Genomic DNA, 19,797 nt, shown 5'->3' on the forward strand with positions numbered 1-19,797 from the left:
GGGTGGGGCACAGGCCTCAGCGCAGCAACCAGCGTGACAACAGCCGAGCACTTAACGGCAACATCCAGTAAACCATGTTGAAAGAGATCAACCCGGCCACCGCGACTTTGAACAGCCACCCTGGCCAATGTAAATCCGCCAGTTCCAGCAACGTCGCCAAGCCCCAGGGCATGCTCACCGTTAGCGGCAATACCACCAGCCATGACAACACCCATTGTTTCCAGCGAGCGCCCGAATGGCTGCTCATGGTCGCTGGCGCCTGAGTACCGCCCGCTGATAAACCCGATCGCGCGCCAGCGTCATCGGATCACTACTGAGGTTGATACCGTCTGGCAAACGCGCCGGACTGAACGCCAGACGTTGCTGAGCGAGTTGCTGTGTCTCGGCTGGTTCCAGTGCAGCAAGACTGAAAATCCCCAGTTCAACTTCCTTATTCTGACGCGACCACGGGATTGAGCCATCTTCGACTGCGTCTCTCGACGCTGCCAGTTGCAGCACCAATCGCATCTTCAACGAGCCCTCGCTCAGTCGCGCGCTGATTTCCTCCTGCAAGTAATCAGCGGACATCGTGGCCGCCTGGGTGTCATTCAGCAATGGCTGCTTGAGTAGGGGTTCGATGCGGTAACGGCCAATTAGCTCATCGCCCTGACGATTGCTGAACACCAGTGCGTTGACACCGAAGTATTCGAGCCCCACATAGCTGCGCGGTGGCAGTTTGGGCGTTTCCAGAAAATGCTGCGCCCGTGGATGGTTCGCCAAAAAGGTTTGAAGTGGCTGGGGATCCGGCGGTGTTGCGACATTGGCGGCAATGCCTTGCAGAAATCTCAGGAAGTCTTCTGGCGTGGCGACCGGGAAGCCGTCGAACGAGTGCGTCACGATATCGGTGGCCTCGCCGCTCGGTAGGGTAAAACGCACTGCCAACCCTCTCGGGCTGGCCATCGGATCCCCGTCAGCGGTAGCCGGTACACCACTGAAGTTGGAGAACCTAAGCACCACTGGCACCGTTTGCCCTTGCAGGTGGGCAGCTCGACTGATTGAGCCGGCGACGCGCGAAGCCTTGAATGTGCCATTGAGCAATAGGCCTTTGGCATGGGTGGCCCTGAATCCGGGGTGACGGCCGAACGTAGCATTGAGCGCATCGAGCAAAGCGTCGTACAACCGCTCTTGGGGCATAGCGTTATCCCTTGTTTCATTGGCGAACAGGGCCGAGGACGTTGTCAGCGTCCCGGCCAACACTGCCCCAACCAGTAAGTGTTGCAATCGTATGGCGCTCATCCCTGACGCAGACCGGGATTGAGTGCGATGTGTTTGTACTCAATGAAATCATCCATGGCCGCCACACCATTGAGACGACCCTGCCCCGACTGTTTGAAACCGCCCTCCTCGAACTCATCGAACACCATGGCCCAATCGTTGACCCAGACAGTGCCGACCTCCAATTCGCGTGCTACTCGCAGCGAGCGATCGACATCGCGGGTCCAAACGCTGGCGGCCAGGCCGAACTCGCTGTTGTTGGCCATTTCGACCGCCTCGACCTCACTGTCAAAAACCTGCAAGGTCAGCACCGGTCCAAACGTTTCACGCTGGACGATGGCCATTTCGGGATCGCTGACACGCAACAGCGTCGGTCGATAAAATGCACCCTTGGCGAGCGGCCCATCGGTGATCGGGCCGCCGCGCACGATCACTTGCGCACCGGCGTCAATCGCCTCCTCGACCACTTGGTTGACGCGTTGCACGTTAGGCTTGTCGATCAACGGCCCCATTTCGCTGGTCGGATCCGCCGCAGGCCCCACACGCACCGCCTTAAGGCGTGCAGCCAGACGTTCAATCAGCTCGGCGGCGATATCACGCTGGACCAATAACCGCGAACCCGTCATACAGAACTGCCCGGCGAACACCGTCAGGGCTTTGAGCAACACCGGTACGGCCACATCGAGATCGGCATCGTTAAACACCAACATCGGCGTCTTGCCACCCAACTCCAGACCGAAGCGTTTGAGGTGTTGCGCACCCGCTGCCGAGATCGCACGGCCCGTGCTGGTACTGCCGGTAAAACTGATCACCGGTACCTTGGGTGATTCAACCAGATGGATCGAACCCGCCGCGCCCAGTTCGCTGAACAAATTGATGACACCGCGAGGCAATGACCGCGCCTCACTCATGATCCGCGCGAGCAGCGCGTTGGTTTGAGCGGTCTGCCCCGGCATCTTGATTACCGTGGTGCAACCTGCGGCCAGCGCCGGGGCCAACGATCGAATCATCAATACCACCGGCGAATTCCACGGCACGATGATGCCCGCGACACCCACGGCCTGACGCAGCACCAGGGAAATCCTGCCGGGCTTCGGCTCCGCTGAACGTCCGTACTCAGCACGCACCATTGCAGCGTAATAGCGCAATTTAGACGGCACCATGCGCACTTCGAATTCGGCTTCTGGACGAATCTTGCCGTTTTCCAGCGTCAACGTGTCTATCAGCTCTTCGGCATTGCGTTCAAAACCATCCGCCAGCTCCAACAGTACCGTGGCGCGCAGAGTGCGATCATCTTTCCAAGATGTTTGTGCAAACGAACGCAACGCTGCCTCAATGCCCTGCTGTGCCTCATAGGCACCGCCCTCGGCATATCGCCCGATACGCTCATAGGTCGCGGGGTTAATGGAATCTTTGTAAACGCCTGAATCGAGCCACAGGCCATCAATCCAGTTCAAAACAGGTGTGTTGTTCATGGAAGTCGAGTCCTGAAAATTAGGCGTAAAGCGCGGCGATTTTTTCCGCAACGGCGATCACGGTGATGTTGGTCGCAACTGATGGAACATCGGGAAAGATCGATGCGTCGACCACGCGAAGCCCTTGCAAGCCAATGACCTGCGCCTGCAAATCGACCACCGCATGTGTATCACCGGGCCTGCCCATCGGCGCGGTTGAGGTCGGGTGGTGATAGGTGTCCAGGCTCGCCCGGGCACTCGCCAACAGCGCTTCGTCCGACTCAGTGCTCGGCCCCGGATTAAGCTCCGAGTGAATAAACGCGTTCAACGGTGCAGTGGCGCCAATCTTGCGGGCCAAGCGAATACCCTCAAGCAGGCGTTGGCGATCCTCAGGGTCGGCGAGAAAATTCAGGTCGATGCTAGGCGCCACGAGCGGATCACGGCTCGCCAGCGTTACGCTGCCTCGCGATTGCGGGCGGGTCAGTGCGACGGCGAGCACAAAGCCCACATGGGTCGGACTCTGATCGTGAGGAAATAGGTGCGTGGCGGTGATGTGCAGATCGAGTTCATCCTTTTCGGCTCGGCGGCTGCTGGTCCAGAGCTTGGCGCCGATGACCGGTGATTGTCGACCGATCAAATCCGCACGGGCTGCATAGGCGTTGTAATAGAAAGGGTGATCTATCAAACGCTGACCCACCGGAAGATCCGCTACCAGCGGAATCTGCAACGCGGCCAGATCGGCGGCAGGACCAACACCGGAGCGCAGCAGAATCGCCGCACTGCCATAACTACCCGCGCAAAGGATCACTTCACTGGCCAACAGTTGCGCGCCATCGCTCATTTGTACACCTATGGCACGTCGGCCCTCAAACAGTACTTTATCGACCAGACTGTCCGCCTGGATCTGCAGGTTACTGCGGGCTCGCACCTGTTCAGTGAGGTAGGCCATGCCGGTATTGATACGCACGCCGTCGACGATATTCATCGGGTACGGGCCGACGCCGTTCGCATCCGCGCCGTCAAAGTCATCGATGATCTTGTAGCCATAGGCGAACGTCGCCTGAATGAACGCTCGCTGCATTGGCGTGACGTCCAGATTGCTCAGTTGTTTAACCGGCAGCGGCCCCTCATGACCATGCAAAGCGCTGCCTCCACGACTGTGGCTCTCGAGTTTTTTGAATGCGGGCAACATGTCGTCATAACTCCACCCAGGTAGATCCCAGCGCGCGAAATCACTGGGGCGAGCACGAATCGCTACCGCGCCATTGATGGCAGAGCAGCCCCCCAAGACCTTGCCACGCAAAGCGCCGATGGGATGATCGATGTAACCGGGCTGGGTTTTGTAGCCCCATTCGAGCTCCGAACTGCTACTGGCCCCAACAATGTCGCTGCTGGTAACAACGTCGGGATAGTCGTTCGGCACAAAGCTTTTCCCGGCCTCAAGCAACAACACCTGACGCTGATTGCTCTCGCTCAATCGGCGAGCCAGCACTGCACCGGCCGAGCCCCCACCGACGATAATTACGTTCTTCATGCGTTTCTTCCCTGTCAGGCGCTAGAGATTGCGTCTGTTGGGGAAAGCATATGTAAGCCTTCAAAAGCTCATAAGCAGGCAAAAAGTGAATCCACGTTTCGTCAATTGCGAACGATTCAATCAGACTGACTTGCATGGGCTGCCAGCATTTGCTCCCACGCTGGCGGGTTGCCGATCTGCTCGCAGAGAAAGCCAGCCAGCGCCAGCAGCTTGGGCGATGCGCGCAATGAACGTCGGTACACCATGGAGATATTTCCTGCGCGTGGTGCATAGGTCGCCAGCACCTCTTGCAACTCGCCGGCCACAATCGCTTGAGCAGCCAGAAACGTCGGCAGGATCGCTAGCCCCATGCCTGCCTTGGCGGCTTCCATTAACTGATGTGCATTGTTGGTGCGCATGCGACAGCGCACGCGAAATGACTCCAGCGTGTTATTCACCGGCAACATCCACATGCCGTGGGGCTCACGGTTCACATAGAGCATGGCGAAATGACGGGACAGCTCCTGTGGGGTTTGTGGAATGCCATGCGTGGCTAGGTAGTCTGAGCTTGCGCAGATGATATGGCGGTTTGGCGTGATGGTTTTCGCCACCAGCGAAGAGTCCGGCAACTCGCCAATGCGGATAGCGGCATCGTAGCGTTCTTCGTGCAAATTGACGTGACGATCATCGAACTCGACGTCCAGCTGCAAATCGGGGTAGCGCACCGCGAAAGCAGACAGAATCGGCGTCAGATAACGAATGCTGAATGCCATCGGAGCGGCCAGTCGCAAACTGCCACGCAGGCTCGACTGCGAGGACAATACCGCGCCCTCCGCGTCGTCGACATCGGCCAGAATGCGCACGCAATAACGATAAAACACATCGCCAGTTTCGGTCAGTCGCGCGCGTCGTCCGCGCTCAAGCAGAATACTGCCCAAACGCCTTTCCAGTTGCTGAAGGCGTTGGCTGACCATCGACTTGGCAATGCCCAAGCGTCGCGCGGCTTCGGAAATACTGCCGGTGTCGACCACCGTGACAAAAGAATGCATCTCACAGAGTTTGTTCAAGTTCAGATCCAGAGAAAACCGCAGCGCGGGCGAGCTGTTGACGTCGTCGATACCACTTGCCGACCTTACACATGCGGTCATCGAGCGGCTGCAATCTAATGTCCGCGCAGCTCGCGGCACCAGATACAAAAAACTGACTGGTGTTTCCCATACAAGGGACGATCAGACTTGTATAGTTGGTGCCTTCTGTCTCAATGGATGTCGACCGTGCTGGATCTCAATGACCTTCAGTACTTCGTTATGGTGGTGGATCACCGAGGCTTCGCGCCCACCGCACGTGCGCTGGGTATTCCGAAATCCAACCTAAGCCGACGGATCGCTCTACTTGAAGAACGGCTCGGCGTGCGCTTGATCATTCGTAACACCCGCCATTTTTCGGTCACCGAGCTGGGGCAAATCTACTATGCTCATTGCCGAGCAATGCTCAAGGAAGCTGAATCGGCGGAAGCTGCGATAGCGATGACCCACGCAGAGCCTGGCGGGGTCCTGCGGGTCACCTGCCCCACGGTGCTACTAGAGGAATGTGTCGGCGCAATCATCTCGCGCTTCATGGTCAAGCACCCGCGTGTGGAGGTGCATCTGGAAGCCAGTGATCGTCAGGTCGATGTGGTTGCCGAAGGCGTCGATCTGGCGTTGAGGGTCCGTCCCCTGCCCTTTCAAGATTCCAATCTGGTCAGCCGCGTCATGTCCCAACGCCCCCAATGTCTGGTAGCCAGCCCGAAGCTTTTGAGCCGCTTGGGTACACCCGACCGGCCAGAAGATCTGGCGCGTTTGCCCAGTGTTCATCACGGCAGTCCACAACGCGATTACAGCTGGACGCTGTTCCATGCTGACGGCTCGGAGTTCACCCACGCGCACCGACCGCTGCTCATTACCAAAGGCCTGCTGATGTTGCGTTGCGCGGCTATCGACAGTGTTGGTGTCGCGCAGATGCCAATGTCACTGGTACACGATTACATCGAGCGCGGGGATCTGGTCGTGGTTTTGCAGGATTGGGCACCCAGAACAGAAATGATTCATGCCGTATTTGCTTCAAGACAAGGCATGCTGCCGTCAACACGGCTACTGCTCGATTTCATACTTGAGCAATTTCGTCTACTGGATGACCCGATGCGAGGCATGAAAAAGATACCGCTTGCTTAATGGCTGGCTTCTGCTGCAAAACCTCGAGTGCAGACAAGCCGAGCAACGTTGCAAACAAGGTGTTTGGGCGCATGATGATATTCATCCCGACAGGGTCTGGTTAAAACAGATTTAGCCGTTGGAAAGGTGCAAAGTTTCTGCAACGTCGATTCAGCGATTTAAAGAAATATCGAACGCTAGCCTCAAACCGCCCCTCTAACGATTACACCCATGGAGGTCTGCGATATGAACAGCAATGACGACAAAACCATGAATGCCCAGCCCACCGACGCTTCCGGGAAACCGGTGAATGTGGTCGAACGTGATCTTGAAGACAAGGACGGTGACACCAGAGCCGTGGATGAGGTGATCACACCGACTTCGACCCGGGTCAAAGAGCAGGACGCGGAGACGTTAAAGCGCAAAACCGATGAGATTGAACGCAAGGTAGCGGACGGGAATTGATTTTTTCGCCGTATCAGGTGGATCTACCTCACCATCCTGGCCCCTCTCCGAGCATGAGCGCAGGGATCTGTGCGCTCATGCTCGCCCTTCTGCATCGCGGGTCTTCGACCTGTTGAGTTGAGTGATTACCGTGATTAAACCACGCTATGCCAAAGGCTCCGGCCAAGCGCCAGCGCACCTGGCATCGATCAACGCTGCAGACTCACAAACCGGCGACCTGGTTTTTGCCGGCGCTGTTGCCGGCCAGCGCCACGTTTCCTTCGCTTCGCATGCAGAGTTGCTGGCCATACTCAACGCCCTCATCCTCGAGCGGGTCCCTTTTGCGGTCGGCGGCATGTGCCCGGGGCCGGCGGATGAAGTCGGCTTGCTGATCGCCAAAAAAGAACTGGCCGGCCCTTACCTCGAGCTGTCCTGGACTGGCCCGCAGCAATGGCTTGTGCGCCAGATCGGATACGCCTCAAGCGAGTGGCGGCAAGTACCTGACGCGTGTGAAATCGCCAATATTTCATTTAGTGAAGAAACACTCATCAGAAACATACTGGCCCGCCATTCGGGAACGGACACCCGTTGAACATTTCGAGAAAAGCAGCTCGGCACCACTATGGCCCAAAGCGTTACACCGCCCCATTCGCGCGAGGTCTCGACACTGTCCCCTTATTGTTGGGCCCGCGAGCCCGACTCCAGTGTTGAAACTGATACCCCCGATACAGCCGCAAAGCATCAGTGTCATAGCGGTATTGAGTTCAGATGCCCGGCAGAAGCGGTCTTTCACGCAGGCATCAGCTCAAGAAATGCGGAATTTTTTTGTGGCGTAAGCGACAAACACGCTACGGTGTCCCTCTGTTCTCAGCCAACAATCGACGAGGCCAATGTCATGAGCAAAACGCCCTACGTTCCGCCCCAGGTCTGGAAAAACGAAGCGCCATCCGGCGGCCAGTTCGCCAGCATCAACCGCCCGATTGCCGGGCCGACGCATGAGAAGACGTTGCCCGTGGGCAAACATCCGTTGCAGCTCTACTCGCTTGCCACGCCCAACGGCGTGAAGGTAACGATTCTGCTAGAGGAGTTACTGGCGCTGGGGCATACCGCTGCCGAATACGATGCGTGGCTGATCCGCATTGGCGAAGGCGATCAGTTCTCCAGCGGTTTTGTCGAGATCAATCCGAACTCGAAAATTCCTGCCCTACTGGATCGCAGTGTCGAGCCGCCGATTCGGGTGTTCGAGTCGGGCGCGATCCTGCTCTACCTCGCAGAAAAATTCGGCGCCTTCCTGCCCAAAGACCCGGCAGGACGCACCGAGACGCTCAACTGGCTGTTCTGGCAGATGGGCGCAGCGCCTTATCTGGGTGGCGGATTCGGGCATTTCTACGCCTATGCGCCGGAGAAAATGGAGTACCCGATCAACCGCTTTACCATGGAAGCCAAGCGTCAACTGGATGTACTGGATCGGCGTCTTGCGCAAAGCCCTTACCTGGCCGGCGACAGCTACACCATCGCCGATATCGCGGTCTGGCCGTGGTACGGGCAACTGGTGCGCAACAATGTCTACTCGGCGGCGGAATTTCTGGCCGCTCACGAATACACTCATTTGCAGCGCTGGGCAGAGGATATCGCCAAGCGGCCAGCGGTCATTCGTGGGCAGCGCGTCAATCGGACGTGGGGCGATGAAGCGAGCCAGGTGCCCGAGCGGCATCAGGCTGGCGATTTGAATTAAGCCACCGGCGCAACACTGCTCTCGTTAATGGCGGCCGATCAAAAACTCATTTGATCGGCCGCCCAAGCAAACATTTATTCGCATCTTTCATGAGTGGCATTTGCGGGTGCCTATATGGCATCACGCTGAACGCAGAAGGTGCTAGTGTCCAACCCCCAACCGGTGCGCCTGGGAGACATCAAACCCATGCTGGACATCATCGCAATATTTCTCTGCATCACCGCGACCCTCGCCTACCTCAATCGTCGTTATGTGGGGCTGCCCCCGGCTATCGGCGTGATGGGCATTGCTTTGGGCCTCTCGCTATTGAACATGGCCTCTGATGCGCTGGGCTTTCACACGTTGCACACCATCGAACAATCATTGATCGAGTCCATCGACTTTTCCGAGTTGCTGATGCAAGGCATGTTGTCCTTGCTGTTATTTGCAGGTGCATTGCATGTCAACTTGTCGGAGCTGCGCTCCTACAAATGGCAAATTGCATGCCTGGCCGTCGTTGGTACAACCCTATCGACGCTGATCATCGGTTTTGGGCTCTGGGAACTGCTGTCCCTGACCAACCTTGAGTTACCTCTTGCATACTGCCTGGTGTTCGGCGCGCTGATTTCGCCAACCGACCCGATTGCGGTCATGGGCATCCTGGAATCAGCAGGTGCCCCCCGCAGTGTTGAGGTGGTGATTTCGGGTGAGTCGCTATTTAACGACGGCGTCAGCGTTGTGCTGTTTTCGCTGATACTGGCAATGATTGCGAGCGGTGAAACGCCCTCTGTCAGCGGTGCATCGCTGGTTTTGCTGAGGGAAGCGGGCGGCGGCGCGCTTTTAGGGGCGACGGTCGGGTACGTCACATACCGGATGCTCAAGAGTATCGACAGCTATCAGGAAGAGGTTCTCATCACACTGGCCGCTGTGCTCGGCGGCTATGCCCTCGCCACGTCTTGGCATGTTTCGGGGCCATTGGCGATGGTGGTGATGGGATTGATTGTGGGGAACCAGGGACGCACCTACGCGATGTCTGAAAAAACCGAAAAAAACGTGGATATGTTCTGGGAGCTGATTGATGAAATTCTGAACGCGGTGCTGTTTGTACTCATTGGTCTGGAAGTCGTTCTGATCCAGTTCTCCAATCCTCTGATTGCCACGGGACTGATGGTGATCGTGCTGACTTTATTATCGCGGCTAATGACGGTTGGGGTTCCGATTGCAGTTCTGGGCGAACGTTTTCGGCTACCAAAGGGCTCATGGAGCGTGATGACGTGGGGCGGCCTGCGCGGCGGCATTTCGGTGGCGTTGGCTTTGACACTGCCGCCGGGAGAGGCTCGTGATGTCGTGGTATCGCTGACCTATTCGGTCGTGGTGTTTTCGATCCTGGTCCAGGGCATGTCCATAGGCAAACTGGTCAAACGCGTGATTCCATGCACCGACCGATGAAGTTCGCTCCAGCCTTGGGCCATGGCAAACAGGCCCATCCACCGCCATATGAAGCGAAGGCACTGAGCTGAATTGCAAAAACCTCACACTCAGTCGGCCAACGCGCCCATTCGCCATGAGCAGCAATAAAAGATAGTCTTTGGCCCACATCCTTGAAGCGTCACCCCATGACCAATCCCGAGTTTTCACCCGACATTGAAGCCATCCGCAGCATTGACGCGGTGCCCGTGATCCTCCGCATGGTCAAACACCTGACCGGCATGCGCTTCGCGGCAGTTGCTCGCGTGACTGAAAGTCATTGGGTGGCGTGCGCTGTCGACGATTCGATTGATTTCGGTCTGCAGCCTGGCGGCGAACTGGTACTCGAATCGACCATCTGCCATGAAATCCGACAACACAAGCAGCCGGTCATCTTCGGCAAGGCCAGTGAGCACCCGGTGTTTTCGCTGCATCACACACCGAAAACCTATGGACTGGAGAGCTACATTTCCATTCCGATCGTTAAGAGCAATGGCGATTTTTTCGGGACGCTGTGTGCCATCGACTCACTTGCGGCCAATGTCGAGGAACCGGCCATTGCCCAGACGCTCACGCTGTTCGCCCAGTTGATTGCCATGAACCTCGACAGCCAACGTCACCTTCAAGCCACCAAAACCGCCTTGGACACTGCCAATGAGCTGGGCAGGTTGCGTGAGCAGTTCATCGCCGTATTGGGGCACGACCTGCGAACACCGCTGAGCGCCATTCGCATGAGTGCCGATCTGCTGGAAACCAAAACCGAAGACAAGCGCTCACTGAAATTGCTTTCGGCGATCCGCAAAAGCTCTCTTCGCATGGGCGTACTGATCGAAAACATCCTCGATTTCGCCCGGGGGCGGCTGGGTGGCGGGATTCCCGTCCAGCGACAAGTGGTAGATGACTTGCAGCAGACACTGCTGCTGACGCTAGAAGAGGTCCAGGCGTCCCATCCGCACGCAACGCTCATTCATGCGCTGGACGTGCCGACAGGGGTTTATTGCGACGCGTTGCGCGTCAGTCAATTGCTCTCCAATCTGCTCGGCAATGCAGTCACTCATGGCTCAACCACTGCACCGATCATCCTCAACGCCTATTCAGAGAACAACGACTTTGTCATTGCGCTGACCAATCAGGGCACGCCGATTCCCGATGAGTTGATGCCGCTGTTGTTCGAGCCCTTTTCACGATCCGAAGCCGGGCAGCGCTACGAAGGTTTGGGTCTAGGGCTCTATATCGCATCGCAGATTGCGTCGGCGCACAACGGCACCTTGAGCGTTACCTCGGATCTTGAATCGGGAACACGTTTTGTGGCGAGATTCCCGGCTCAGTTCAAATGGGCTTGACCAGGCGCCAGGCGCTTACGCCGTCTGCCGGCGCATCGTCAGGATCGCAGCCCCCTGATCGATAAACAGCGGCAACAGCGCCGCCGCCGAGCGATCTGGCGCTCGAATCAGTCAATGGCTATACCTTCTGTGCTGCTACGTCCTGCCGAGGAAACCATGACTGACTGCGAACAACTCCATCGCGATGGCTATGCCCTGCTCCGACAAGCCATCCCCACCGAATGGCTGAATGAGCTTCGCAGCGTGTTCGATGCGAACGTGATGCCCTCAGATCAGTGGCCAACCCCGCGAGGCGCTCAGTGGCGCCATTCACTTTTAGACCTTGATGCAACGATTCAGGCTGTGTGTCGCTTGCCGCCGTTGCTGGCCGTGGCAGGCGAGCTGATCGCAGAGCGATTTTTCCTCGCGCAAGTGGAAGGTCGCGAACCGCTTGGGGGTAGCGGGTATCAACCCTTGCATCGCGACTTGTCGGCGCAACGGCCGGGCGACATGGTCAACGCCCTGGCTTTTTTCGACGACTACGGCCCCGAAAATGGCGCGACGCGTATCGTCCCCGGCAGCCACCGACCTGAGTCGGGGCCGTCGCCCTTCGACTTCAATGATGAATCGCGCTCTGTGCAACTTTCAGGCTACGCCGGTGACATTCTGGTGTTTGATGCGGATCTGGTGCACGCAGGCAGCCTGAACCTCAGCGGGGCACGCCGGCGTAGCGTCCTGATCAGCTTCCGTTCGGAGTCGTTGTATGCGTCGCATCTGCAAACCTTGAGCCTGCGAGCCGTCCGGATGGACACCCGCGAGCGCTTCAAACCTTGCGGTTTGTATTCATCCTCAGCGGGCGCCTGATCGACAGCACAAAACGCAAACAAAAAAAGCCCCGCGACCGAATGAAGGTGCGGGGCAAAGAATTGGTTGGTTGCGGCCAACCAAAGGAGCTCTTTTACATACGGCTACCGGGCGAAATCAGATGCAGTCCTGAGCGGCCCGTTCAAAAGTCGATGGCATGAAGTTCGAGGCCAGCAAGTGGCGCTCATAAAGAAACACCTTGCCGCCACTGCCGGCCTTGTAGGCTTCCAGTACGTTATCGGCCGCCACCTTGCTCGGCACCACGATCCGGTAGCTGCGCTGGGTCTGCGAGACGGTCGGGTTCAACGCACCGCCCTTCAGTTTCGGTAGGACGCAATCGGCGTACTGTGCGGGCGTCTTGCTGGTCTGCAAGGTCAGGGTCGGGTCGTTCGGCGCGCTGACGCAACCACCGAGCAGCAAGGAGGCGAAGGCCATGGCTGGCACGAATAAAGAACGCATCGGTGTCATCCTGAAAATAAAAGTTCGGTTCAACCGGCAACGGTCCCGCTTGACGGCGTCGCCGTTGCCAATGATGTTTTAGGTGCTCAGCTCGCGGACACCAAGGCCTTGAGCGAGTTGTCGAACTGCTTCAACGCGCTGAGTTGCAAGTCACGTTGTTTCTCGATCTGCGCGGCAATTTGCGGCGGCGCCTGGTTGTGTACCCAGGCTGAGGGCAGCTGTTTTTCCACAGCGCCTTCAGCTTTGGCGATGTATTGCAGGTCGGCATCGTAGAAACGTGCAGTGAAACGCGCTTCGACCAGACTGTTGCGTTGGGTCAACAAGCGGTTGAACGTGTCGAGTTTGACCACGACATCCGGACGGGCCTGTACCAAGGCATCGAGGCTGTCGTAAACGGTTACCGACAGAAACTGTTGTTGCAACGAGCTCATCAACCAGTCGATGGCCAGTTCCGGATCAGAGCTTTCGACGAAAGCTTCGCGAATCCGCGAGTCGAGCGCATCTTTCGCGCCGTTGACCGCCATGGCGTGGTAACGCTCAAGGTATTGCAGGTTGTCCCGAGTGTTTTCGCTGTACAACACACCGACGGTTTGCGAGCGCTGCAACGTGGCACTGCTGCCGGTAATCGATTGAAAGTGACACGACCGGGCATCGTCTGCGTAGGTCGGTGCAGCGGCAGCGCTCATCAGCAGGGCGGCCAGTACCAGTCGGGTCAACGTGTTCATCGCGCAAATTCCTTGAGCTGCGTGTTCGATGGAGGCGATTTTCCGCGCATTGCCGACAAAGCAGAACTTGCGTTTCTTGATGGTCACTATTACTTCTAGCAATAGTTGCGCACCTTGCAGACTGATACACACTCAATACAAATAGAAAAACATGAATGAGGAGTCCTCCTTGAGAACGTTTGACCTGATCCGCGACGCCGTTCTACACGACTTTCGCGAGCGAGTGGCCGAATACCTGGTCCAGTACGAAACCGTATTGCTGGATAGAACCATCTCCGATCAGCAGTACATCCGCGATACCGCCCATCAGTTGCGCGGTTACCTGCGCGGCCTGAACACCACACGGGTATTGGGCATGGCGGATTGGGAAGAACTGGATCGACGGATTGTCGATACGTGGCTCGCTCCCGAGCAATGACCTCCGGTGCCGATGCGCTGCACATCAATACGCGTTCGGCGAAAACGGCCCTAACGCTTACAATCGCCCATCTGACAGGCCTTGCAAGAAATGCCTGCGTCTGACCGGACTCACCACGCCAGGATGACCAACCCCATGTCCAGCCTCGACACCTCCCTGCAAGACAGCGCCGCGCCTGAAGGCGTTTGCTACGGCTGCGGCGGCCGCAATCCGCACGGGTTGCACATCAAAAGCCACTGGCATGAAGACGGCGTGCATGTCCTCGCCGAGCATGTACCGGACGCCAAATACTGTGGTTGGCCGGACCTGGTCTACGGCGGTTTGATCGCGATGCTGGTCGACTGCCATTCCAACTGGACGGCAATGGCCTATCACTACCGTGCGGAAAACCGCGAGCCCGGCACCCTGCCCCGCATTGACTGCGTGACCGGCAATCTCAGCATCAAGTTCATCAAACCGACGCCGATGGGCATCGCGCTGACCTTACGGGCAAAAGTCGAAGGTGAAGTCGGGCGCAAGACCCGGGTGATCTGCGAGGTGTTTGCGGGGGAGGTGCTGACAGCGGTGGGTGACTCGGTGTTTGTGCGGGTTGATACGGGGCAACTGGCCGACGCTGCACATGGTCGCTAAGTATTGGCGGCTGAAAGAAGTACCGATGCGTATGAAAGCGCAAGTGAACCTTTTCCTGCGCGCAATCGGCGGTGGCGACCTTGAATTGAAGTGACCCGATTCGACCTGATCAGACCGTCAACCTGTGGCAAGGAAGCTTGCTCCCTCGCCACAGGTCATCACAGCCAAGATTTACAGGATCAACCCTTCACATTTGCCCGCGCCGAATGCAGCTTCCTGTAGCTCTCGATCAGGCGCAAATGCCGATCCAGGCCTTCCAGTTTCATACTGGTTGGCGTCAGACCATAAAAGCGCACGCTGCCGTTTACCGAACCAATCGCCGCGTCCATCCGCTCGTTACCGAACATACGGCGGAAGTTGGCTTCGTAATCGGCCAGTTCCAGGTCTTCGTCGAGTTCCATTTCCAGCACCACGTTCACGGCTTGATAAAACAGGCCGCGCTCAACGGTGTTGTCGTTGTATTGCAGGAAGGCTTCGACCAGATCTTTGGCCTGATCAAACTTCTGCAAGGCGAGGTAGATCAGCAGGCGCAGTTCAAGAATCGTCAGCTTGCCCCACGGCGTGTTGTCGTCGAACTCGATGCCGATCAGCGTGGTGATATCGGTGTAGTCGTCCAGCTCGCTTTTTTCCAGGCCCGTCGCCAGGTTTCGCAGGCCGACTTTGCTCAGGTTGTGCAAGTTGAGGATATCGGCGCGAAATTGCAGCGCTTTGTTGGTGTTATCCCAGATCAGGTCTTCGACCGGATAGATTTCCGAGTAGCCCGGCACCAGGATGCGGCAGGCCTTGGCGCCAATGTGCTCGTAGACCGCCATGTAGGCTTCTTTGCCCATGTCTTGGAGGATGCCGAACAGTGTGGCGGCTTCTTCGCCATTGGAGTCTTCACCTTGGCCGCAGAAGTCCCACTCGACGAATTCGAAGTCCGGTTTGGCGCTGAAAAACCGCCACGACACCACACCGCTTGAGTCAATGAAATGCTCGACGAAGTTGTTCGGCTCCGTCACGGCCTGACCCGAGAAGGTCGGCTGCGGCAGGTCGTTCAGGCCTTCGAAGCTGCGCCCTTGCAGCAATTCGGTCAGGCTGCGCTCCAGCGCGATTTCAAGGCTCGGGTGCGCGCCAAACGAAGCGAACACGCCGCCGGTGCGCGGGTTCATCAGGGTGACGCACATCACCGGGAATTCACCGCCCAGCGACGCATCCTTGACCAGCACCGGGAAACCCTGCTCTTCCAGTGCCTTGATACCGGCCAGAATGCTTGGGTATTTCTCCAGCACGTCCTGCGGTACATCCGGCAGCGCCATTTCGCCTTCGAGGATTTCGCGCTTGACGGCGCGCTCAAAGATTTCCGACAGGCACTGCACTTGCGCTTCAGCCAAGGTGTTGCCGGCGCTCATGCCGTTGCTGAGGAACAGGTTTTCAATCAGGTTGGACGGGAAGTACACCACTTCATTGTCCGACTGGCGTACAAACGGCAGCGAGCAGATGCCGCGCTGAGTGTTGCCGGAGTTTGTGTCGATCAGGTTCGAACCACGCAACTCGCCATCGCGGTTGTAGATCTCGAGGCAGTAGGGGTCGAGGATTTCACTCGGCAGTTCGTCTTTCGGGCCAGGCTTGAACCAGCGTTCGTCCGGGTAATGCACAAATGGCGCATTGGCGATTTCTTCGCCCCAGAACTGATCGTTGTAGAAGAAGTTGCAGTTCAGGCGTTCGATGAACTCGCCCAGTGCCGAGGCCAGTGCGCCTTCTTTGGTCGCGCCCTTGCCATTGGTGAAACACATCGGTGACTGTGCATCGCGAATGTGCAGCGACCAGACGTTGGGAACGATGTTGCGCCACGAAGCGATTTCAATCTTCATGCCCAGGTCGGCAAGGATCCCCGACATGTTGGCGATGGTCTGTTCCAGCGGCAGGTCCTTGCCCGCAATGTAAGTGCCCGCCTGCGAATCCGACATCGGCATCAGCAATGCCTGAGCATCGGCATCGAGGCTTTCGACCTCTTCGATGATGAACTCGGGACCGGTCTGTACGACTTTCTTCACCGTGCAACGGTCGATCGAGCGCAGGATGCCCTGGCGATCCTTGTCGGAGATGTCCGCCGGCAATTCAACCTGGATCTTGAAGATCTGGTTGTAGCGGTTTTCCGGGTCGACGATGTTGTTCTGCGACAGGCGAATGTTATCGGTAGGAATGTTGCGGGTGTCGCAGTACAACTTCACAAAGTAAGCCGCGCACAAGGCCGACGACGCGAGGAAGTAGTCAAACGGCCCCGGTGCCGAGCCATCGCCCTTGTAGCGAATGGGCTGATCGGCGATCACCGTGAAGTCGTCGAACTTGGCTTCAAGTCGAAGGTTGTCGAGAAAGTTGACCTTGATTTCCATGCGGGATTACCAGAATACGGCTAAACGAATGGCGGCCATTATCCGGTTTTTGAGCGGGAAGTCTTGTGCTTTCGGGAGTGGCCGCTGGGTGGTGCCACCCAGTCTATTGGCCTTGTGCCCGGCCTATGCCCTTGGTGAATACGCTGCCCGCATCCCGTACCAACTGCCGCCACTCGGTGCTGCTGATCAGTCCTTGTGCCTCCATCTTATCGGCGGCCTTGAGCAGCTCGTCGTACTGCTGCTCCGGGTCCATCTGCGAGTTCGCCTGAGTCGCCAGTTCGCGCCACGCTGACAGTAATTCTTTCTTTCGCTGCTCGAACATTGGGTGATCTCGTCTAGGACTTCCTAGATAGAAACAAGGGACATCCGCCGGTTCAGCGCAGTCGACGGGCGGCGTCCTGGGCAAAAACCGAATCGCCATGTGTTTCCTTCGTTCTTTCTTGCGTCGCACTGTTCATTGCCCGTTTCTCTTTGCTGGAGTCCTCTCGATGCCCTCGCCTAAATCCCTGCCCACTGCCCTGCTGAGCTTGGCCCTCGCCTGCCCGGCCATGGCCGAGACTCAAGGCATCGAGTTGGGACAGGTACTGATTTCGGCAGAGGATCGCAGCGCTACGCACGCTTCTGTTGAAGACGCCAAGGCCCGCTTGGAGCAGGTGCCCGGCGGCACCAACGTGGTCGACATGCGTCAACCGTTGCAAGGTCGTGTGGCGAGCAATCAGGATGTGCTGGCTTATCAGCCGGGGGTTTACGCGCAGTCGGCGGGCAATGAAGGCGTGAAAATTTCCATCCGTGGCTCGGGCATCAACCGCGCACCGGGCGCCCATGCGTCGGGGCTGTACACGATGCTCGACGGCCTGCCACTCACCGGCCCCGGCGGCACACCGTACGAATTGCTCGAACCGTTGTGGGTCGACCATGTGCAAGTGCTGCGCGGGGCCAACGGTTTTGATCGTGGTTCGCTGGCGCTGGGCGGTGCCATCGATTACGTCAGCCACACCGGCTACGACGCGCCGACACTGCAAGTGCGTTACGCCACCGGTAGCCATGGCTATCAGCAGCGTCAGGTCAGTTCCGGACAAGTGCTGGGCGACTTCGATTACTACCTGTCGCTGACCGACTCGAACGCCGACGGCTATCAGGATCACACCGCCAGCGAGAGCAAAGGTGTGATCGCCAACGTCGGTTATCGCTTCAACCCGAACCTGGAAACGCGGTTCTACATCCGCTACCGCGAGACCGACAACGACCTCGCCGGGCGCGTGACCAAGCACGCCATCGAACACGATCCACGCTCGGCCAACCCGGCTTACGTGTCCCGCGACGACAGCCGCAAGCAGCCGGGCAGCACCTTCATCGGCAACAAAACCACGTTCTACATCGACGACGATTCGAGCATCCAGACCGGTCTCGTCTACCACGATTACCCGATGGACCTGCGCGAAGGCCCCAACCGCCTGAAGGTCGCCTACACCGACGTCAGCGGCACCTTCGACTACAAGCGCCGCGACACCCTGTTTGGCATGGAAAGCCGCAGCAACGTTGGCCTGCGCGTGACCAAACACCTGCCCAACGACGGCGCCAGTGAATTTGTACGAATCCCCACCGGTAATACGGCCCACTACGCGCCCGGCACGCGCATGCGCAACTTCACTTATCAGGGTTCGGATACCGTTCTGCATGTTGGCAACGACCTGGAAATCGCCGACCACCTGTGGCTGACCACCGGCCTCGCCGCCATCTACACCCGTCGCGAAAGTGCCGTCACCTACCCCGAAGGGGGTGGCAAAACCAGCATGAACGACTGGGACTACGCCCCGCGCCTCGGGCTGCGTTACCAGATCACGCCTGAGGTGCAAGTGTTCGGCAACCTCAGTCGCTCAGTCGAGGCGCCGCACCCGTGGTCGCTGATCTACAGCTCCAACGTGCGCTTCCCGGCGGGTAACGGCGCCGCCACCGGCACCCAGAAAGACCCGATCAAACTGCAAAACCAGACCGCCACCACCCTGGAACTCGGCGGACGCGGCGACAGCGTCCTCGGCGAATGGAGCCTGGCTTGGTACTACGCGCAAGTGCGCCACGAATTGCTGTCGGTGCTGCCGGACGCCAACGCGGTTACGCCTTACGAACTCAATGCCAGCCCGACCATCCACCAAGGCGTCGAAGCCAGCCTTAACAGCAAACTCTGGTCAGCCGCCGATGGCCGACAGTTGAGCCTGCGTCAGGCGTACACCTTCAGCGACTTCCACTATCGCGATGATGATCGTTTTGGCGACAACCGCTTGCCGGGGCTGCCGATGCACTACTACCAAGGGGCGTTGCGTTACGACTGGCCGCTGGGGTTCTTCGCTGCTGTGAATACGCAACTGGTGTCAAAAGTAGCGGTGGATTACGCCAACAGCTACTACGCCGATCCGTATGCGCTGTTTGGCGCGACTGTGGGTTACAACGCGCCGAAGGGTGACTGGCAGACTTGGGTGGATATGCGCAATCTGACCAACAAGCGCTATGCGGCGACGGTCACGCCGGGGTTTGACGACAAAGGGCTGGATGCTGCGCGGTCGACGCCGGGTGAAGGGATGGGGGTTTATGTCGGGTTTTCGTGGAGTTTGCTCTGAAGCCAATCAGCGGACTGATGAGTGAGGTGCGGATGGAGCGCCAATCAAAACTGGACATCGAGCGCGCCGCCTATGACAACTTCCTCCGTCTTTGGGATCTCGGCGAGTTCGAGGGCCAGCGTTTTGGCCAGGCTTTCTATAACCACTTCCGCTTGCATCGAATTACCGATCAGACGCTTTTGCACCGGCTCTACAATACTGACGGCAAACAGGCGTTAAAGGTAATTGGCAGCGTATTTCAGACCCCGTAAGCCTTAGCGCATTCAGGCTTGGCATGCATAGAATGTAATACGCACTTTGCTCGAAATAAAAACTGCCCAACCAGCCGTTGTAAAAATAAGTTTTCAAGCAAAA

Annotated in this window: 20 protein-coding genes; 11 read left to right on the forward strand and 9 right to left on the reverse strand. The window is 57.9% G+C overall.

From position 1 onward, the window contains the following. Positions 1 to 16: 16 nt before the first annotated feature. The 5 genes from ACIOU6_RS14015 to ACIOU6_RS14035 all read right to left on the reverse strand — a co-directional run bounded on the left by ACIOU6_RS14015 (position 17) and on the right by ACIOU6_RS14035 (position 5,288). Entirely contained in the window at positions 17 to 247 is a 231-nt protein-coding gene (locus tag ACIOU6_RS14015; RefSeq protein WP_339433020.1) for a hypothetical protein, read from the reverse strand. Next, positions 244 to 1,173, reverse strand: a complete 930-nt coding sequence (locus ACIOU6_RS14020) for a catalase family peroxidase (protein ID WP_339433019.1) — start codon at positions 1,171 to 1,173, stop codon at positions 244 to 246. The genes ACIOU6_RS14015 and ACIOU6_RS14020 overlap by 4 nt, the downstream gene beginning before the upstream one ends. A gap of 98 nt (positions 1,174 to 1,271) precedes the next feature. Beyond that, complete coding sequence (locus ACIOU6_RS14025) at positions 1,272 to 2,729, reverse strand: aldehyde dehydrogenase family protein (protein ID WP_401137116.1); 1,458 nt, start codon at positions 2,727 to 2,729, stop codon at positions 1,272 to 1,274. Positions 2,730 to 2,748: 19 nt separating this feature from the next. Then, complete coding sequence (locus tag ACIOU6_RS14030; RefSeq protein ID WP_401137119.1) at positions 2,749 to 4,242, reverse strand: GMC family oxidoreductase; 1,494 nt, start codon at positions 4,240 to 4,242, stop codon at positions 2,749 to 2,751. Positions 4,243 to 4,358: 116 nt separating this feature from the next. Next, positions 4,359 to 5,288 (reverse strand): LysR substrate-binding domain-containing protein, encoded by a 930-nt coding sequence (locus tag ACIOU6_RS14035; RefSeq protein WP_339433016.1) that lies wholly within the window; start codon positions 5,286 to 5,288, stop codon positions 4,359 to 4,361. Positions 5,289 to 5,486: 198 nt separating this feature from the next. On the opposite strand from ACIOU6_RS14035, the gene ACIOU6_RS14040 reads away from it, so the two are divergent. The 7 genes from ACIOU6_RS14040 (at position 5,487) to ACIOU6_RS14070 (ending at position 12,221) form a co-directional block, all read left to right on the forward strand. Further along, entirely contained in the window at positions 5,487 to 6,431 is a 945-nt protein-coding gene (locus tag ACIOU6_RS14040; RefSeq protein ID WP_401137122.1) for a LysR substrate-binding domain-containing protein, read from the forward strand. A 225-nt stretch (positions 6,432 to 6,656) separates the two neighbouring features. Beyond that, entirely contained in the window at positions 6,657 to 6,875 is a 219-nt protein-coding gene (locus ACIOU6_RS14045; RefSeq protein ID WP_339433014.1) for a hypothetical protein, read from the forward strand. Between the two features lie 130 nt (positions 6,876 to 7,005). After that, a complete protein-coding gene (locus ACIOU6_RS14050; RefSeq protein ID WP_401137125.1) occupies positions 7,006 to 7,446 on the forward strand; it encodes a hypothetical protein in 441 nt (146 codons plus the stop codon). 303 nt (positions 7,447 to 7,749) lie between these two features. Further along, positions 7,750 to 8,589, forward strand: a complete 840-nt coding sequence (yghU, locus tag ACIOU6_RS14055) for a glutathione-dependent disulfide-bond oxidoreductase (RefSeq protein WP_221732566.1) — start codon at positions 7,750 to 7,752, stop codon at positions 8,587 to 8,589. Positions 8,590 to 8,775: 186 nt separating this feature from the next. Next, positions 8,776 to 10,017, forward strand: a complete 1,242-nt coding sequence (locus ACIOU6_RS14060) for a cation:proton antiporter (protein ID WP_401137130.1) — start codon at positions 8,776 to 8,778, stop codon at positions 10,015 to 10,017. A 167-nt stretch (positions 10,018 to 10,184) separates the two neighbouring features. Continuing rightward, positions 10,185 to 11,378, forward strand: a complete 1,194-nt coding sequence (locus ACIOU6_RS14065) for an ATP-binding protein (RefSeq protein WP_401137133.1) — start codon at positions 10,185 to 10,187, stop codon at positions 11,376 to 11,378. A 156-nt stretch (positions 11,379 to 11,534) separates the two neighbouring features. Further along, positions 11,535 to 12,221 carry a phytanoyl-CoA dioxygenase family protein gene (locus ACIOU6_RS14070; protein ID WP_401137246.1) on the forward strand — a complete coding sequence of 229 codons (687 nt, stop codon included), beginning with the start codon at positions 11,535 to 11,537 and terminating at the stop codon, positions 12,219 to 12,221. Positions 12,222 to 12,338: 117 nt separating this feature from the next. On the opposite strand, the gene ACIOU6_RS14075 is transcribed toward ACIOU6_RS14070, so the two are convergent. Both ACIOU6_RS14075 and ACIOU6_RS14080 read right to left on the reverse strand, forming a co-directional pair. Then, complete coding sequence (locus ACIOU6_RS14075; protein WP_401137136.1) at positions 12,339 to 12,680, reverse strand: hypothetical protein; 342 nt, start codon at positions 12,678 to 12,680, stop codon at positions 12,339 to 12,341. A gap of 86 nt (positions 12,681 to 12,766) precedes the next feature. Then, positions 12,767 to 13,405: an ATPase gene (locus ACIOU6_RS14080; protein ID WP_401137139.1), complete on the reverse strand. Its 639-nt coding sequence runs from the start codon at positions 13,403 to 13,405 to the stop codon at positions 12,767 to 12,769. A gap of 169 nt (positions 13,406 to 13,574) precedes the next feature. On the opposite strand from ACIOU6_RS14080, the gene ACIOU6_RS14085 reads away from it, so the two are divergent. After that, the gene (locus ACIOU6_RS14085) at positions 13,575 to 13,823 is read left to right on the forward strand and encodes a hypothetical protein (RefSeq protein ID WP_221732571.1); all 249 of its coding nucleotides are present in this window, start codon (positions 13,575 to 13,577) and stop codon (positions 13,821 to 13,823) included. Between the two features lie 135 nt (positions 13,824 to 13,958). Beyond that, entirely contained in the window at positions 13,959 to 14,453 is a 495-nt protein-coding gene (locus ACIOU6_RS14090) for a PaaI family thioesterase (protein ID WP_401137142.1), read from the forward strand. A 179-nt stretch (positions 14,454 to 14,632) separates the two neighbouring features. Here the strand turns inward: ACIOU6_RS14090 and ACIOU6_RS14095 are convergent, their stop codons facing one another. After that, the gene (locus tag ACIOU6_RS14095) at positions 14,633 to 16,828 is read right to left on the reverse strand and encodes an OsmC domain/YcaO domain-containing protein (RefSeq protein ID WP_221732573.1); all 2,196 of its coding nucleotides are present in this window, start codon (positions 16,826 to 16,828) and stop codon (positions 14,633 to 14,635) included. A gap of 103 nt (positions 16,829 to 16,931) precedes the next feature. Continuing rightward, on the reverse strand, positions 16,932 to 17,150 hold the full coding sequence (locus ACIOU6_RS14100; RefSeq protein ID WP_221732574.1) for a hypothetical protein: 219 nt from the start codon (positions 17,148 to 17,150) through the stop codon (positions 16,932 to 16,934). Positions 17,151 to 17,316: 166 nt separating this feature from the next. Between ACIOU6_RS14100 and ACIOU6_RS14105 the strand changes: the two genes are divergently transcribed. Both ACIOU6_RS14105 and ACIOU6_RS14110 read left to right on the forward strand, forming a co-directional pair. After that, a complete protein-coding gene (locus tag ACIOU6_RS14105) occupies positions 17,317 to 19,443 on the forward strand; it encodes a TonB-dependent receptor family protein (RefSeq protein WP_401137146.1) in 2,127 nt (708 codons plus the stop codon). 17 nt (positions 19,444 to 19,460) lie between these two features. After that, the gene (locus ACIOU6_RS14110; protein WP_401137149.1) at positions 19,461 to 19,694 is read left to right on the forward strand and encodes a hypothetical protein; all 234 of its coding nucleotides are present in this window, start codon (positions 19,461 to 19,463) and stop codon (positions 19,692 to 19,694) included. Positions 19,695 to 19,797 lie beyond the last annotated feature (103 nt).

Origin of the sequence: Pseudomonas sp. NPDC087615 (assembly GCF_044743445.1) — a bacterium.
Taxonomy (GTDB): Bacteria; Pseudomonadota; Gammaproteobacteria; order Pseudomonadales; family Pseudomonadaceae; genus Aquipseudomonas; species Aquipseudomonas baetica_A.